Source organism: Mycobacterium heidelbergense, assembly GCF_050205645.1.
GTDB classification, from domain to species: Bacteria; Actinomycetota; Actinomycetes; order Mycobacteriales; family Mycobacteriaceae; genus Mycobacterium; species Mycobacterium heidelbergense_A.
In genome coordinates, this window is sequence record NZ_JBNMQT010000003.1 from 58,588 (window position 1) to 73,922 (window position 15,335).

Annotated in this window: 13 protein-coding genes, 2 tRNA genes and 2 pseudogenes; 5 read left to right on the plus strand and 12 right to left on the minus strand. The window is 67.8% G+C overall.

Going from position 1 to position 15,335, the window contains the following annotated elements; genetic code table 11:
• Positions 1 to 8 precede the first annotated feature (8 nt).
• Entirely contained in the window at positions 9 to 1,421 is a 1,413-nt protein-coding gene (gene leuC / locus ACQI5H_RS03600) for a 3-isopropylmalate dehydratase large subunit (protein ID WP_427078046.1), read from the minus strand.
• 62 nt (positions 1,422 to 1,483) lie between these two features.
• On the opposite strand from leuC, the gene ACQI5H_RS03605 reads away from it, so the two are divergent.
• Both ACQI5H_RS03605 and ACQI5H_RS03610 read left to right on the plus strand, forming a co-directional pair.
• Positions 1,484 to 2,185 carry an IclR family transcriptional regulator gene (locus ACQI5H_RS03605; RefSeq protein ID WP_427078047.1) on the plus strand — a complete coding sequence of 234 codons (702 nt, stop codon included), beginning with the start codon at positions 1,484 to 1,486 and terminating at the stop codon, positions 2,183 to 2,185.
• A gap of 87 nt (positions 2,186 to 2,272) precedes the next feature.
• Positions 2,273 to 2,785 (plus strand): pyridoxamine 5'-phosphate oxidase family protein, encoded by a 513-nt coding sequence (locus tag ACQI5H_RS03610; RefSeq protein ID WP_427078048.1) that lies wholly within the window; start codon positions 2,273 to 2,275, stop codon positions 2,783 to 2,785.
• 7 nt (positions 2,786 to 2,792) lie between these two features.
• Here ACQI5H_RS03610 and ACQI5H_RS03615 read toward each other — a convergent pair.
• From ACQI5H_RS03615 to ACQI5H_RS03630, 4 genes are all read right to left on the minus strand, one after another.
• Positions 2,793 to 2,865, minus strand: a tRNA-Glu gene (locus tag ACQI5H_RS03615).
• A gap of 72 nt (positions 2,866 to 2,937) precedes the next feature.
• Positions 2,938 to 3,009 (minus strand) — tRNA-Gln (locus ACQI5H_RS03620).
• A gap of 106 nt (positions 3,010 to 3,115) precedes the next feature.
• Entirely contained in the window at positions 3,116 to 4,594 is a 1,479-nt protein-coding gene (gene gltX / locus ACQI5H_RS03625; protein ID WP_427078049.1) for a glutamate--tRNA ligase, read from the minus strand.
• Entirely contained in the window at positions 4,591 to 5,388 is a 798-nt protein-coding gene (locus ACQI5H_RS03630; RefSeq protein WP_427078050.1) for a fumarylacetoacetate hydrolase family protein, read from the minus strand. The genes gltX and ACQI5H_RS03630 overlap by 4 nt, the downstream gene beginning before the upstream one ends.
• A gap of 121 nt (positions 5,389 to 5,509) precedes the next feature.
• Between ACQI5H_RS03630 and ACQI5H_RS03635 the strand changes: the two are divergent.
• Positions 5,510 to 6,523: pseudogene (locus ACQI5H_RS03635) on the plus strand (MFS transporter); the annotation flags it as partial.
• Between the two features lie 133 nt (positions 6,524 to 6,656).
• Here the strand turns inward: ACQI5H_RS03635 and ACQI5H_RS03640 are convergent.
• Entirely contained in the window at positions 6,657 to 7,667 is a 1,011-nt protein-coding gene (locus ACQI5H_RS03640) for a 3-isopropylmalate dehydrogenase (RefSeq protein ID WP_427078051.1), read from the minus strand.
• The gene (serA, locus tag ACQI5H_RS03645; RefSeq protein ID WP_427078052.1) at positions 7,664 to 9,250 is read right to left on the minus strand and encodes a phosphoglycerate dehydrogenase; all 1,587 of its coding nucleotides are present in this window, start codon (positions 9,248 to 9,250) and stop codon (positions 7,664 to 7,666) included. Before serA ends, ACQI5H_RS03640 begins: the two co-directional genes overlap by 4 nt.
• A 41-nt stretch (positions 9,251 to 9,291) precedes the next feature.
• On the opposite strand from serA, the gene ACQI5H_RS03650 reads away from it, so the two are divergent.
• Together ACQI5H_RS03650 and wrbA are read left to right on the plus strand one after the other, a co-directional pair.
• Positions 9,292 to 10,719, plus strand: a complete 1,428-nt coding sequence (locus ACQI5H_RS03650; protein ID WP_427078053.1) for a phytoene desaturase family protein — start codon at positions 9,292 to 9,294, stop codon at positions 10,717 to 10,719.
• Positions 10,716 to 11,315, plus strand: a complete 600-nt coding sequence (gene wrbA / locus ACQI5H_RS03655) for an NAD(P)H:quinone oxidoreductase (RefSeq protein ID WP_427078054.1) — start codon at positions 10,716 to 10,718, stop codon at positions 11,313 to 11,315. Before ACQI5H_RS03650 ends, wrbA begins: the two co-directional genes overlap by 4 nt.
• A gap of 30 nt (positions 11,316 to 11,345) precedes the next feature.
• On the opposite strand, the gene ACQI5H_RS03660 is transcribed toward wrbA, so the two are convergent.
• The 5 genes and pseudogenes from ACQI5H_RS03660 to ACQI5H_RS03680 all read right to left on the minus strand — a co-directional run bounded on the left by ACQI5H_RS03660 (position 11,346) and on the right by ACQI5H_RS03680 (position 15,213).
• Complete coding sequence (locus ACQI5H_RS03660) at positions 11,346 to 11,687, minus strand: GNAT family N-acetyltransferase (protein ID WP_427078055.1); 342 nt, start codon at positions 11,685 to 11,687, stop codon at positions 11,346 to 11,348.
• Between the two features lie 40 nt (positions 11,688 to 11,727).
• Positions 11,728 to 12,729, minus strand: a complete 1,002-nt coding sequence (gene ilvC / locus ACQI5H_RS03665; RefSeq protein WP_427078314.1) for a ketol-acid reductoisomerase — start codon at positions 12,727 to 12,729, stop codon at positions 11,728 to 11,730.
• Between the two features lie 38 nt (positions 12,730 to 12,767).
• The gene (ilvN, locus tag ACQI5H_RS03670) at positions 12,768 to 13,277 is read right to left on the minus strand and encodes an acetolactate synthase small subunit (protein ID WP_076125926.1); all 510 of its coding nucleotides are present in this window, start codon (positions 13,275 to 13,277) and stop codon (positions 12,768 to 12,770) included.
• A pseudogene (locus tag ACQI5H_RS03675) lies at positions 13,277 to 13,360 on the minus strand (hypothetical protein); the annotation flags it as partial. The gene ilvN and the pseudogene ACQI5H_RS03675, both read right to left, overlap by 1 nt.
• Positions 13,361 to 13,362: 2 nt before the next feature.
• Complete coding sequence (locus tag ACQI5H_RS03680; protein ID WP_427078056.1) at positions 13,363 to 15,213, minus strand: acetolactate synthase large subunit; 1,851 nt, start codon at positions 15,211 to 15,213, stop codon at positions 13,363 to 13,365.
• Positions 15,214 to 15,335: the final 122 nt, after the last annotated feature.

Genomic DNA, 15,335 nt, shown 5'->3' on the forward strand with positions numbered 1-15,335 from the left:
AAGTGGAATCAGTTCAAGTCGGCCGGCGCGGACAGCGTGCCGCGCACCGCGGTAGCCGCAGCAACGACCGGCGACACCAAATGCGTACGGCCGCCTTTGCCCTGCCGCCCTTCGAAGTTGCGGTTCGACGTCGCCGCGCAGCGCTCCCCTGGTGCAAGTTGATCGGGGTTCATGCCCAGGCACATCGAGCAACCCGCCTGCCGCCACTCCGCACCCGCGGCGGTGAATATCTCACCGAGTCCCTCGGCCTCGGCCTCGGCGCGCACCCGCATCGAGCCCGGAACAACCAGCATCCGCACGCCCGGGGCCACCTTGCGCCCACGCAACACCTCGGCCACCGCCCGCAGATCTTCGATGCGGCCGTTGGTGCACGAGCCGACGAATACGGCGTCGACGGCGATTTCGCGCATCGGCACCCCGGGTCGAAGATCCATGTACGCCAAGGCTTTCTCCGCGGCCTGCCGCTCGCCCTCGTCGCTCATCAGGTCGGGGTCCGGGACATTCGCGGCCAACGGGACGCCCTGTCCGGGGTTTGTTCCCCACGTGACAAATGGGCTCAACGACGTCGCGTCGAGATAGACCTCGGTGTCGAAGGCCGCGCCGGGATCGGTGCGCAGCTGCTGCCAATAGGAGACGGCGGCGTCCCATTGCGCGCCGCGCGGCGCGTGCGGACGATCGCGCAGAAACTCGTATGTGGTTTCGTCGGGCGCCACCATGCCCGCCCGGGCACCCGCTTCGATGCTCATATTGCAGATCGTCATCCGGCCTTCCATGGACAGCGACTCGATGGCGCTGCCGCGATATTCGATGACGTGACCCTGTCCACCGCCGGTGCCGATCTTTGCGATCAACGCCAGAATGATGTCCTTGGCCGTCACACCGGCCGGCAATTGCCCGTCGACATTGACCGCCATTGTCTTGAATGGCCGAAGCGGCAACGTCTGCGTAGCCAGTACATGTTCGACCTCCGATGTTCCGATGCCCATCGCCAGCGCGCCGAAAGCGCCATGAGTAGAGGTGTGGCTGTCGCCGCAGACGATCGTCATTCCCGGCTGAGTCAGCCCCAACTGCGGCCCGACGACGTGGACGATGCCCTGCTCGATATCCCCCATCGGATGGAGCCGCACACCGAATTCGGCACAGTTTCGCCGCAACGTCTCGACCTGGGTGCGCGAGATCGGGTCGGCGATCGGCTTGTCGATGTCGATGGTGGGCACGTTGTGATCTTCGGTAGCAAGCGTCAGGTCGGGCCGGCGCACCGGGCGGCCGGCAAGGCGCAGCCCGTCGAACGCCTGGGGGCTGGTGACCTCGTGCACCAGATGAAGGTCGATGTAGATCACGTCGGGCCCGGAGCCCTCACCCGACGCCACAACGTGGTCGTCCCAGACCTTTTCGGCCAGTGTGCGCGGCGTGCCTGCCATCTTCGATGCCTCGATTCGTTCAAAACTGGCTATCTCACAATGCGAGACGCTAGTATCTCCTTGTGAGACAGGATAGCGGAATCGGCGTCCTCGACAAAAGCGTGGGGCTGCTGCACACGATCGCGGAATCTCCCTGCGGGTTGGCCGAACTGTGTGAGCGGAGCGGGTTGCCCCGCGCGACGGCCTACCGGTTGGCGGCCGCCCTCGAAGTCCATCGCCTGCTGGCACGCGACGACGAAGGGCGCTGGCGGCTGGGTCCCGCGCTGACCGAACTCGCGGCCCGCGTCAACGATCCGCTGCTGGCCGCCGGCGCGGCGGTGCTCCCGCAATTGCGCGAAACCACCGGGGAGAGCGTGCAGCTGTACCGTCGCGAGGGCACCTCGCGGGTCTGTGTCGCGGCGCTGGAACCGGCTGCGGGCCTTCGCGATACGGTTCCGGTCGGCGCCCGCCTGCCGATGACCGCGGGCTCGGGGGCCAAAGTGTTGCTGGCCCACAGCGACGCCGCCACCCAGCAGGCGGTGCTGCCCGCGGCGAAATTCACCGAACGGGCGCTGGCCGAAGTGCGCCGTCGCGGTTGGGCACAAAGCGTGGCCGAGCGCGAGCCCGGGGTCGCCAGCGTCTCGGCGCCGGTGCGCGACGGTCGCGGCGTCGTCGTCGCCGCCATCTCGGTGTCCGGGCCCATCGACCGAATCGGGCGCCGGCCGGGTGCGCGCTGGGCCGCCGATCTGGTGTCCGCGGCCGAAGCGCTGACCCGTCGCCTGTAATTCGAACCGAGTGTGCGTTCACGGTGGCGAGTGTGCGTTCAGGGCGCCCTCAGCGCACGCCCGAAAACGACCTGACAGACTGACGCCATGGGAACCAATCAGCGCGCGAGCATCGTCATGTCGGAGGACGAGATCGCCGATTTCGTCGTCAAGAGCCGCACCGGAACATTGGCCACCGTCGGCCCCGACGGCCAGCCGCACTTGACCGCCATGTGGTACGCCGTGGTCGACGGCGAAATCTGGCTGGAGACCAAGGCCAAGTCGCAGAAGGCGGTCAACCTCAAACGGGATCCGCGGGTGAGCTTTTTGATCGAGGGCGGCGACACCTACGACACGCTGCGCGGGGTGTCCTTCGAAGGCGTCGCCGAGATCGTCGACGATCCCGACGTCTCACACCGAGTCGGCGTCAGCGTGTTCGAGCGCTACACCGGCCCCTACAGCGACGACATGAAGCCCTTCGTCGAGCAGATGATGAACAAGCGGGTCTGCGTGCGCATCGTGGCCGCACGGTCGCGTTCGTGGGATCACCGCAAGCTCGGCTTGCCGGCAATGCCGGTGGGCGGATCGACCGCGCCCGCGGTGGTGGGGACCGGCCAGTAATAATTTGTAGCCCCGATGGGATTCGAACCCACGCTACCGCCGTGAGAGGGCGGCGTCCTAGGCCGCTAGACGACGGGGCCTGAACCGATCCGAGCTGTCAGCATAGCTCACCCGCATATGCCCACCTAATCGCTTGCGGTGGCCGGATTTTGCTGGGGTACCAGGACTCGAACCTAGAATGGCTGAACCAGAATCAGCTGTGTTGCCAATTACACCATACCCCATTGGCCGCCTAAAGCCGCAGGTCAGAGCGCATTCTACGGACTCAATCGCCCATGGCTGCGCGGCTGCCGGCGGCCTTTGTAAACCGCAGTGCAGAGTACCAAAAACTTAGAGCGCGCCAGCGCGGGCGGCCCGCAGCCGGCGCAGGCTGCGCTCGCGGCCGAGCAGCTCCAGTGATTCAAATAACGGCGGGCTGATCGTCGTCCCGGTGGCGGCGACGCGGATCGGGCCGAACGCTTTGCGCGGTTTGAGCGCCAGTCCCTCGATCAGCGCGGCCTTGAGGGCGTCCTCGATCCGCGCGGTCGTCCACTCCGCGACGCCGTCCAGCGCGGCCAGCGCCGCGTCGAGCACCGCGGCCCCTTCCGCGCCGAGTTCTTTGGCGGCGGCCTTGGGATCGATCGCGTATTCCTCGTCGTTGAGGAACTTCAGCAGGTCCCATGCGTCCGCGAGCACCACGATGCGGGTCTGCACGAGCTCGGCGGCGGTGGCGAACGAGGCGTCATCCAAGTCGAGGCGATGGCCGTGTGCGTCGAAGTACTCGCGCAGCCTGCCGGCGAAGTCGTCGGCGGTGAGCATCCGGATGTGCTCGGCGTTGAGCGCGTCGGCCTTCTTCTGGTCGAATCGGGCCGGATTCGAGTTGACGTCCACCACGTCGAAGGCGGCCACCATTTCGTCGAGGCTGAACAGATCGTGATCGTCGGCGATCGCCCAGCCCAGCAACGCAAGATAATTCAGCAACCCTTCGGGAATGAAACCCCGGTCGCGGTGGGCGAACAGATTCGACTGCGGATCACGCTTGGAGAGCTTCTTCGTTCCCTCACCCAATACCGTTGGCAGGTGGGCGAATTGCGGGACCCGCTCGGCGACCCCGATCCGGATCAGCGCCTGATACAGCGCTAGCTGACGCGGAGTCGACGGCAGCAGGTCCTCGCCACGCAGCACGTGCGTGATCTTCATCAGCGCGTCGTCACACGGGTTGACCAAGGTGTACAACGGATCTCCGCTTGCCCGGGTCAAAGCGAAGTCGGGCACGGTGCCGGCAGCGAAGGTGGTGGGCCCGCGCACCAGGTCGTCCCAGTTCAGATCTTCGTCGGGCATTCGCAGCCGTACCACCGGCTTGCGTCCCTCGGCGAGAAACGCGGCCCGTTGGGGGTCGGTCAGCTGTCGGTCGAAGTTGTCGTAGCCCAGCTTCGGGTTGCGACCGGCGGCGATGTGACGGGCCTCCACCTCCTCCGGCGTGGAAAAGGCATGGTAGGCCTCCCCTGCCGCGAGCAGCTCGGCCACCACCTCTTGGTAGATGTCGCCGCGCTGCGACTGCCGGTACGGGCCGTAGGGTCCGCCGACCTCGGGACCCTCGTCCCAGTCGAGGCCGAGCCAGCGCAGCGCGTCGAGCAGCGCCAGATAGCTTTCCTCGGTGTCGCGTGCGGCGTCGGTGTCCTCGATGCGAAAGACGAAGGTGCCGCCGGTGTGCCGCGCATAGGCCCAGTTGAACAGCGCGGTGCGCACCATCCCCACGTGCGGCGTACCGGTGGGCGACGGGCAGAACCGCACCCGGACTTTGGCTGCTTCGGGAGCTGGGGAAGTCACGACTTTCCTTTGCGGACTACGGGATTGGTGAGGCTGCCGATTCCCTCGATGCTGATGGAGACGATGTCACCGTTCTCGATGGGACCGACCCCCGCCGGCGTTCCGGTGAGGATGAGATCGCCGGGCAGCAGGGTCATCACGGCCGAGATCCATTCCACGATGTCGCCGACGTCGTGGATCATCGACGAGGTTCGGCTGTGTTGCTTGACGTCGCCGTTGACTTCGGTGCGCAGTTCGAGATCGGCCGGATCGACGTCGGTGACGATCCAGGGGCCGACCGGGCAGAACGTGTCGTGGCCCTTGGCCCGAGTCCACTGCCCGTCGGCCTGTTGCTGGTCGCGCGCCGACACATCGTTGGCGATGGTGTAGCCGAGGATGTTGGCGGCGGCCTGCGCGGCCGGGACATCCTTGCACGGGCGGCCGATCACCGCCGCCAGCTCCCCCTCGAAATGCACCGGTGATGCGTTGGCGGGCAACCGAATCGGCACGTTGGGTCCGACGATGGCGGTGTTGGGCTTGAGGAATATCACCGGATCCGCCGGTACCGGGCCCGTTCGGCCGCCCATCTCCGCGATGTGATCGGCGTAGTTCTTCCCGACGCAGACCACCTTGCCGGCCAGCATCGGCGCCAGCAGCCGGATATCGGCCAACGGCCAGGATCGGCCGGTGAACGTCGGCGTGCCGAACGGGTGCTCGGCGATCTCGCGGGCGGTCATCCCGCTGGGATCGTCCAGCGGACCCTCGATGCTGACGAAGGCGACGCCGTCCGGGCTGGCGATTCGTCCTAGGCGCATTCGCACGAGCCTAGTAATGGCCGATCACGCCTGCCTCGGCCGGGCATCGTGCGAGCATGGGCGGATGCCGTCGGACCCGAAAAAGGCGGGCCAACTCAGCACCGGGGCGCGCTGGTCGATCATGATCGTCTCGCTGGGGGTAACGGCGAGTTCTTTCCTCTTCATCAACGGCGTCGCATTCCTGATCCCCTCGCTGCAGGCCTTGCGCGGCGTTTCACTGCCCGAAGCCGGTCTGCTGTCGTCGATGCCCAGCTGGGGCATGGTCACCACGCTGATCCTGTGGGGCTACGTGCTGGATCGCGTCGGCGAGCGCCTCGTGATGACCGCGGGCTCGGCGCTCACCGCGGCGGCGGCATACGCTGCGGCATCGGTGCATTCGATGGTGTGGGTCGGTGTTTACCTGTTCCTCGGCGGCATGGCCGCGGCGAGTTGCAACACCGCCGGCGGCCGGCTGGTGTCAGGCTGGTTTCCGCCGCAGCAACGCGGCCTGGCGATGGGGATCCGCCAGACCGCGCAACCGCTGGGAATCGCCTTCGGCGCGCTGGTGATACCCGAACTGGGCGAACACAGCATCCGCGCCGGGCTGATGTTGCCCGCGCTGGTGTGCGCGGTGGCCGCGGTGGCCAGCGTGATCGGAGTCGCGAATCCACCGGGGAAGTCCCGCAAGACGGCCACCGTGCAGGAACTGGCCAGCCCGTACCGGGGGTCGGTGGTGCTCTGGCGAATTCACGCGGTGGCGGGCCTGTTGATGATGCCGCAGACCGTGACCGTGACGTTCATGCTGGTGTGGCTGATGAACCACCATGGTTGGTCGGTTGGGGCCGCCGGGGGTTTGGTGACCCTCGCGCAGCTACTCGGCGCGCTGGGCCGCGTCGGGGTCGGCCGTTGGTCGGACCGGGTCGGCTCGCGGATGTGGCCGGTCCGCATCATCGCCGCCGCGGCGGCCCTGACCCTTTTCCTGCTGGCGTTGAGCGACCACATGGATTCGCGATTCGACGTGCCGCTCATGATCGCCATCTCGGTGCTCGCGGTGCTCGACAACGGTTTGGAAGCAACCGCGATCACCGAATTCGCCGGTCCGTTCTGGAGCGGACGGGCGCTGGGTGTGCAGAACACCACGCAACGGCTGATGGCCGCCGCGGGGCCGCCGCTATTCGGCGCGTTGATCGCGGCGGAGAAATACCCGTCCGCGTGGGCGTGGTGCGGGGTGTTTCCCTTGCTGGCGATCCCGTTGGTGCCGACGAGGCTGCTCCCACCGGGTTTGGAAACTACAGCGCGGCTGCGATCCGTTCGCCGACTTCGCTGGTGGCGAGCTGTTCGTTCGGGCGGTTCGCCAGATAAGTCGCGACGGCCCGGTCCACCAGGGCGGCGGCGTCGTCCTCACCCAGGTGGGCAAGCAGCAGCGCCACCGACATGATCGCCGCCGTCGGATCCGCGATGCCCTGACCGGCGATGTCGGGCGCGCTGCCGTGCACGGGTTCGAACATCGACGGATTGGTCCGGGTGGCATCGATATTTCCACTGGCGGCCAAGCCAATTCCGCCGCACACCGCCGCGGCCAAGTCGGTGATGATGTCGCCGAACAGGTTGTCGGTGACGATCACGTCGAAGCGCCCCGGGTCGGTGACCAGGAAGATGGTGGCGGCGTCGACGTGCTGATAGGCCACCTCGACGTCGGGATAGTCTTCGCCGACCTCCGCCACGACCCGCGACCACAGCTTCCCGGCGAAGGTGAGCACGTTGTTCTTGTGCACCAGCGTCAGGTGCTTGCGACGCCGCTGCGCGCGCTCGAACGCGTCGGCCACCACGCGGCGCACGCCGAACGCGGTGTTGACGCTGACCTCGGTGGCCACCTCCTGGGGCGTGCCCACCCGGATCGCGCCGCCGGTGCCGGTGTAGGGCCCTTCGGTCCCCTCGCGCACCACCACGAAGTCGATGTCGGGGTTTCCGGCCAGCGGACCGCTCACCCCCGGATACAGGCGGGCCGGTCGCAGGTTGACGTGATGATCCAGCTCAAAACGCAAGCGCAACAACAGGCCTCGCTCCAGCACGCCGCTGGGCACCGACGGATCACCGACCGCGCCGAGCAGGATGGCGTCGTGCGCGCGCAGCTCGGCGAGCACCGAGTCCGGCAGTAGCTCACCGGTGGCGTGGAACCGTCGGGCGCCCAGGTCGTAGTCCGTCCGCTGCACGCCCGGCACGACCGCGTCAAGGACTTTGAGGGCCTCGGCCACCACCTCGGGGCCGATTCCGTCGCCGCCGATCACCGCCAGTTTCACGACAGGTCAACCACTTCGAGCTTATTCGCCCCCACCGCCGTCGAGATCTCCGAGCGGACGGCGTCCGGCACGTCTTGGTCGAGCCGCAACAGGATCGTCGCGCTCGGACCCTCGGCGTCCTCGGACAGTTGCGCGGCTTGGATATTCACCCCGGCCGCACCCAGCAGGGTGCCGATCTTGCCCAGCGCGCCGGGCTGGTCGATGTAGTTGATCACCAGGTTCGTACCCTGGGCGCGCAGATCGAAGTTGCGCCCGTTGATCTGGACGATCTTCTCGACCAGCTGCGGACCGGACAGCGTGCCCGCCACGTTGACGCACGAGCCGTCGTGGGCGAGCGCCCGCACGTCGACCACGCTGCGGTGGTTGGGACTTTCCGAGGCGGTGCTGAGCTCGGCGGTAACGCCGCGTTCGGCGGCCAGCGCCGGCGCGTTGACGAACGTGACCGGATCCTCGATGACCGCCGAGAACAGGCCGCGCAGCGCCGAAAGCCGCAGCACCTCAACGTCTTCGGAAGCCAGCTCGCCGCGCACCTCCACGACCAACGATGCCGGCAGGCCGTCGGACAGCGCGGCGGCCAGCACTCCGAGCTTGCGCGCCAGGTCCAGCCAGGGCGCCACCTCCTCGTTCACCACTCCGCCGCCGACGTTGACCGCGTCGGGAACGAACTCCCCCGCCAGCGCCAGCCGCACGCTTTCGGCCACGTCGGTGCCGGCCCGGTCCTGGGCCTCGGCGGTGGAGGCGCCCAGGTGCGGTGTGACCACCACCTGCGGCAGCTCGAACAGCGGGCTGTCGGTGCAGGGTTCGCTGGAGAACACGTCGAGCCCCGCGGCGCGCACGTGGCCATTGCTCACCGCGTCGGCCAGCGCCGCCTCGTCGACCAGCCCACCGCGGGCGGCGTTGACGATGATGACGCCCGGCTTGGTCTTGGCCAGCGCCTCCTTGTCGATCAGGCCGGCCGTCTCCGGGGTCTTCGGCAGGTGCACCGAGATGAAGTCGGCCCGCGTCAGCAGCTCGTCGAGGGACAGCAGCTCGATGCCGAGCTGCGCGGCGCGCGCGGGCGCCACATACGGGTCGTAGGCGACGACGTGGGTGCCGAAGGCCGCGACGCGCTGGGCGACCAACTGGCCGATCCGGCCCAGCCCCACCACGCCGACGGTCTTGCCGAAAATCTCGGTACCCGAGAATGACGAGCGTTTCCAGGTGTGTTCGCGCAGTGAGGCATCGGCCGCCGCGATCTGGCGGGACGCGGCCAGCAGCAGCGCCAGCGCGTGCTCGGCGGCGCTGTGGATGTTCGACGTCGGCGCGTTGACGACCAGCACACCGCGCTCCGTCGCGGCGTCGACATCGACGTTGTCGAGCCCGACGCCGGCGCGCGCGACGATCTTGAGCTTGGGGGCCGCGGCGAGCACCTCGGCGTCGACGGTGGTGGCCGAGCGCACCAGCAGCGCGTCGGCCTCGGGCACCGCGGCCAGCAGCTTCTCCCGGTCGGGACCGTCGACCCAGCGCACCTCGACCTGGTCTCCCAGGGCGGCGACGGTCGATTGGGCGAGTTTGTCGGCAATTAACACAACAGGCAAGTTCACCCGACCAGGCTATAGGCCGGCGTCTCCGCTCTAATTGACCGGTGGACGTCACCGTCGTCGGCAGCGGGCCCAACGGGCTGACAGCGGCCGTAATCTGCGCCCGCGCCGGACTCAAAGTGCAGGTCGTCGAGGCCCAGCCGACCTTCGGCGGCGGCGCGCGCACGGCGGCCGACCCAGAATTTCCCGGAGTCCAACACGACATCTGCTCGGCGGTTCACCCGCTGGCGCTGGCGTCGCCGTTCTTCGCGGAGTTCGATCTGCCCGCCCGAGGGGTGCGGCTGGAGGTGCCCGAGATCGCGTACGCCAATCCGCTGCCGGGCCGCCCCGCCGTGATCGCCTACCGCGATCTGGACCGCACCTGCGCCGAGTTGACCGACGGGGCATCCTGGCGGCGGCTGCTGGGCCCCTTGGTGACGGACTCGCCCGAGGTGGTCGGATTGCTGCTCGGCGACAAGCGCTCGGTGCCCCCCTCGTTGCCGTCCGCGCTGCGCCTTGGGCTGCGGATGCTGGCCCAGGGCACTGTCGCGTGGGGATCGCTGGCCGGCGAAGACGCCCGCGCGCTGTTCACCGGCGTTGCCGCTCATGTCATTTCGCGAATGCCGTCGCTGACTGCCGCCGGCGCCGGGTTGATGTTGGCGACACTGGCCCATTCGGTCGGCTGGCCGATTCCGGTAGGCGGCAGCCAGGCGATCACCGACGCGCTAATCGCCGACCTGCGCGCGCACGGCGGCGAGCTGACTGCCGGCTACGAAATCACCGGGCCGCCAAGCGGTGTCGTCGCATTCGACACGGCACCGACCGCGCTGCTGCGCATTTACGGCGACGCGCTACCCTCCCGTTACGCTAAGGCATTGCGCCGCTACCGTTTCGGACCTGGGGTCGCCAAGGTCGACTTCGTGCTCGGCGGCGAGATTCCGTGGTCGGACGAGCGGTTGCGCCACGCGCCGACCCTTCATCTCGGCGGCACCCGCGAGCAGATGGCGCACGCCGAAGCCGAAATCGCGGCCGGCCGCCACGCGCAGTGGCCGATGGTGCTGGCGGCCGCGCCCCACCTCGCCGATCCCGCCCGCATCGACGGCCGGGGCCGCCGCCCGTTCTGGACCTACGCCCACGTGCCCTCGGGCTCCACCGTCGACGCGACGAAGGCAGTGACCGCGGTGATGGAGCGATTCGCACCCGGCTTCCGCGACCTCGTGCTGGCGGCCCGTGCGGTGCCCGCCGCGCGGATGTGCGACCACAACGCCAACTACGTGGGCGGCGATATCGGGATGGGCGGAAATTCGGCGTGGCGCGCGATCGCCGGCCCCACGCCGCGCCTGAACCCTTGGCGCACACCGATTCCCAAGGCGTATCTGTGTTCCGCGGCCACCCCGCCCGGCGGCGGCGTGCACGGCATGGCCGGCTACTACGCCGCGCGCACCCTGCTGCGCCGCGAATTCGGGCTGGGCATGCCTAGGCTTGGGCCATGACCAAGCTCGCGATCATCTACTACTCGGCCACCGGTCACGGCACCGCGATGGCGCAGCGCGTCGCCGCGGCGGCCGAGGCCGCGCGCGCCGAAGTCCGCCTGCGACACGTCGGCGAAACGCGCGACCCGGAGTCGTTCGCCCAGAACCCGGCCTGGACGGCGAACTACGAAGCGACCAAGGATCTTCCCGCGGCAACCGGCGACGACATCGTGTGGGCCGACGCGGTGATCTTCGGCTCGCCGACCCGGTTCGGTTCGCCCGCAGCGCAATTGCGCGCCTTCCTCGACTCGCTGGGTGGGCTCTGGGCCGAGGGCAAGTTGGCCGACAAGGTGTACGCGGGCTTCACGTCCTCCAACACCCTGCACGGCGGCCAGGAAACCACGCTGGTCGCGCTGTATTTCACGCTGATGCACTTCGGCGGCATCATCGTGCCGCCGGGCTACACCGATCCGGTCAAGTTCGTCGACGGCAACCCGTATGGGGTGAGCCTGGTCTCCACCCACGACAACATCCACGAGTTCGACGACGCGACCAACGACGCGCTCGACCATCTGGCGCGCCGCGTTGTACGCACGGCCGACCGCCTGACCTCGTAGCCCCTGCCGCAGTTCACGTTTCGGCGCCCGTCAGGCGTCGTCGGCCAGCGCCGCGCGCACGACGGCGTGCGCTTGCGGGGTTATCGGATCCACGATGTCGTCGAAATCGTCGTGCTTGTCGACGTAGGCCGCGACGAACGGGCACAGTGCCACGATGCGTCTACCCGACGCGCGGGTGTCCGCGAGCGCGGCCGCGACGAGCATGCTGCCCAGGCCTTGTCCGGCGAAGTCGTCGCCGGTTTCGGTGTGGTAGAAGATGCGCTGCGTGGCGGTATCGACGTAGGCGGCCAGCCCCGCCTGCACGCCGCCGACGCTGATCTCATACCGCTTGGGTTTGCGATCGGCGGCATTGGTGACGGACGGCTCCGCCATGGCGCCCCTATCTGTTGGTTGAGGCCGGCCGCGCCAGAGGCTACGCCGTCTCGGTGATCGGGCGGTCAACCCAGCTCATCAGGTCGCGCAGCTTCTTGCCGGTCACTTCGATGGGATGCTCGGCGTTTTGCTTGCGCAGCTGCTCGAGTTGCTTGTTGCCGCCCTCGACGTTGGCCACCAGCTTCTTGACGAAGCTGCCGTCCTGGATGTCACGCAGGATGGCGCGCATCCGCTCCTTGGTGTCGGCGTCGATGACGCGCGGGCCCGACAGGTATCCACCGAATTCCGCTGTGTCGGAGACCGAGTAGTTCATCCGGGCGATGCCACCCTCGTACATCAGGTCGACGATGAGCTTCAGCTCGTGCAGCACCTCGAAGTACGCCATCTCCGGCGGATAGCCCGCCTCGACCATCACGTCGAAGCCCGTCTTCACCAGTTCCTCTGTGCCACCGCACAATACGGCCTGCTCACCGAAGAGGTCGGTTTCGGTCTCGTCTTTGAAGGTCGTTTTGATGACCCCGGCCCGGGTGCCGCCGATGGCCTTGGCGTAGGACAGCGCCAGCGCCTGGCCGTTGCCGGTGGGGTCTTGGTCGACGGCGATCAGGCACGGCACGCCCTTGCCGTCGACGAACTGGCGGCGCACCAGGTGGCCGGGACCTTTGGGGGCGACCATCGCGATCGTGACGTCGGCGGGCGGCTTGATCAAACCGAAGTGAACGTTGAGCCCGTGGCCGAAAAACAATGCGTCGCCGGCGTTCAGGTTGGGCTCGATCTCGTTTTTGAAGATGTCGGCCTGCGCGGTGTCGGGAGCCAGCAAGATGATCACGTCGGCCCACTTGGCGACCTCGGCGGGCGTGTCGACGTCCAGGCCCTGCTCGGAAACCTTGGCCCGGGACTTCGAACCCTCCTGCAGCCCGACGCGGACCTGCACGCCCGAGTCGCGCAGGCTCAGCGAGTGCGCGTGCCCTTGGCTGCCGTATCCGATGACGCCGACCTTGCGGCCCTGGATGATCGACAGGTCTGCGTCGTCGTCGTAGAACATCTCTAATGCCACTGTGAATTTTCCTTCTATTCGATGAGTTACTTGGCGGTACCGATGCCGCGTGAACCGCGGGCCATCGAGACCATGCCGGATTGCACGATTTCGCGAATGCCGAACGGCTCCAGGACCCCCAGCAGCGCCTCGAGCTTGCCGCGGTCGCCGGTGGCCTCGATGGTCAGTGCCTCCGGCGATACGTCAACCACCTTGGCGCGGAAGAGATTTACGGCCTCGATCACCTGGCTGCGAGAACCGGCGTCGGCGCGCACCTTGATCAGGGCCAGCTCCCGGGACACCGAGTTCTCCTCGTCCTGCTCGATGATCTTGATGACGTTGATCAGTTTGTTGAGCTGCTTGGTGACCTGCTCGAGCGGAGTGTCCTCGCACGAGACCACGATGGTCATCCGCGACATGTCCTTCTGCTCGGTGGCGCCGACAGCCAACGACTCGATGTTGAAACCACGCCGCGAGAACAGCGCCGCAACCCGTGCGAGCGCACCGGGCTTGTCCTCGACCAGCACCGACAACGTGTGCGTCTTAGGCGATCCCATCATGTGCGCCGCTCCTCCTCATCGCTACGTCCCCCTCGCCGCTCCGCGGCTGGGGGCGCCCCCACTGCATCGTCGCCGGCGCGCATCACGCGTGCCCTTCGCTCTCGTCATCGAATAGCGGGCGAATGCCACGGGCCGCCTGAATCTCGTCATTGCTGGTCCCGGCGGCCACCATCGGCCACACCTGCGCGTCGGCGCCCACGATGAAGTCGATCACCACCGGGCGGTCGGTGATCGCGCGCGCCGCGTTGATCACGTCGGCGACGTCTTCTTCACGCTCGCAACGCAATCCGACGCAACCCAGCGCCTCGGCCAGCTTCACGAAGTCCGGGATGCGGTGCGAGTGCGTGGCCAGGTCGGTCTGCGAGTAGCGCTCCCCGTAGAACAGGCTCTGCCACTGCCGCACCATGCCGAGGTTGCCGTTGTTGATCAGCGCCACCTTGATCGGTATGCCCTCGATCGCGCAGGTAGCCAGTTCCTGGTTGGTCATCTGGAAGCACCCGTCACCGTCGATCGCCCAGACCTCCGCGTCGGGACGGGCGATCTTGGCGCCCATGGCCGCCGGGATCGCGAAGCCCATGGTGCCCAGCCCGCCGGAATTCAGCCAGGTGCGCGGCTTTTCGTAGCGAATGAACTGCGCGGCCCACATCTGGTGCTGACCGACACCGGCGACGTAGACGGCGTCCGGGCCTGCGATCTGGCCCAGCTTCTCGATCACGTACTCCGGGCCGAGGCTGCCGTCGCTCTGCGGTCCATAACTCAGCGGATAGGTGGACTGGACCTCCTGCAGGTATCGCCACCAATCGGCCATGTCGATCTTTCCCGGAATCTCGTAGTGCCGCAGCATCGAGATGAGTTCGGTGATAACGGCTTTGACGTCGCCGACGATGGGCACATCGGCGTGCCGGTTCTTGCCGATCTCCGCCGGGTCGATGTCGGCGTGGATGACCTTGGCCTCGGGCGCGAACGAGGCGAGCTGTCCGGTGACCCGGTCGTCGAAGCGGGTGCCCAGCGCGATCAGCAGGTCGCTGCGTTGCAGCGCGGCGACCGCGGCGACGGTGCCGTGCATGCCGGGCATGCCCAGGTTCTGCTCATGGCTGTCCGGGAAGGCGCCGCGCGCCATCAACGTGGTGACCACCGGAATACCGGTCAGCTCGGCCAAATCTCGCAGCTGCTCGGTCGCCTCACCGCGGATCACACCGCCGCCGACGTAGAGCACCGGTTTGGTCGCGGCGCCGATCAGCTTGGCCGCCTCGCGGATCTGCCGGCCGTGCGGTTTGGTGTTCGGCTTGTAACCGGGCAGATCCATGCGCGGCGGCCAGCTGAACGTGCACTGCCCCTGCAGCACGTCCTTGGGGATGTCGACGAGGACGGCGCCCGGGCGTCCCGAGGACGCGATGTGGAACGCCTCCGCCAGCACCCGGGGAATGTCGTCGCCGGAGCGAACCAGGAAGTTGTGCTTGGTGATCGGCATCGTGATGCCCGAGATGTCGGCCTCTTGGAAGGCGTCGGTGCCGATCAGCCCGCGACCGACCTGCCCGGTGACCGCGACCACGGGGATGGAGTCCATCTGCGCATCGGCCAGCGCGGTCACCAGGTTGGTGGCGCCGGGACCCGAGGTGGCCATGCAGACCCCGACCCGGCCGGTGGCGTGTGCGTAGCCACTGGCGGCGTGACCGGCGCCCTGCTCGTGGCGGACCAGCACGTGGCGCAGTTTCTTCGAGTCGAACAGCGGGTCATAGACGGGCAGTACGGCGCCGCCGGGGATGCCGAAGATGACGTCGACGTCGAGCTCCTCCAGCGACCGGATTACCGACTGGGCGCCGGTCAGTTGCTCCGGCGCAATGCGCTTCGACTGGGCGGCCTTCGCGGCGGGTTTCGGCGCGCCGTTGGCCGCTTCCTGCGACCCGGCGTGTGGCCTCGTGGGTGCGCTCACTCTCGTCCTCTTCGTCTTCGTTGTCTGTGGGCAAGAAAAAACCCCCGTCAGCTCAGCTGCTGCACGAGGGCGTTGGTGGGAGGATCGCTTCAAATGCTGAAGTGTTAGTCAGCCACCAACGC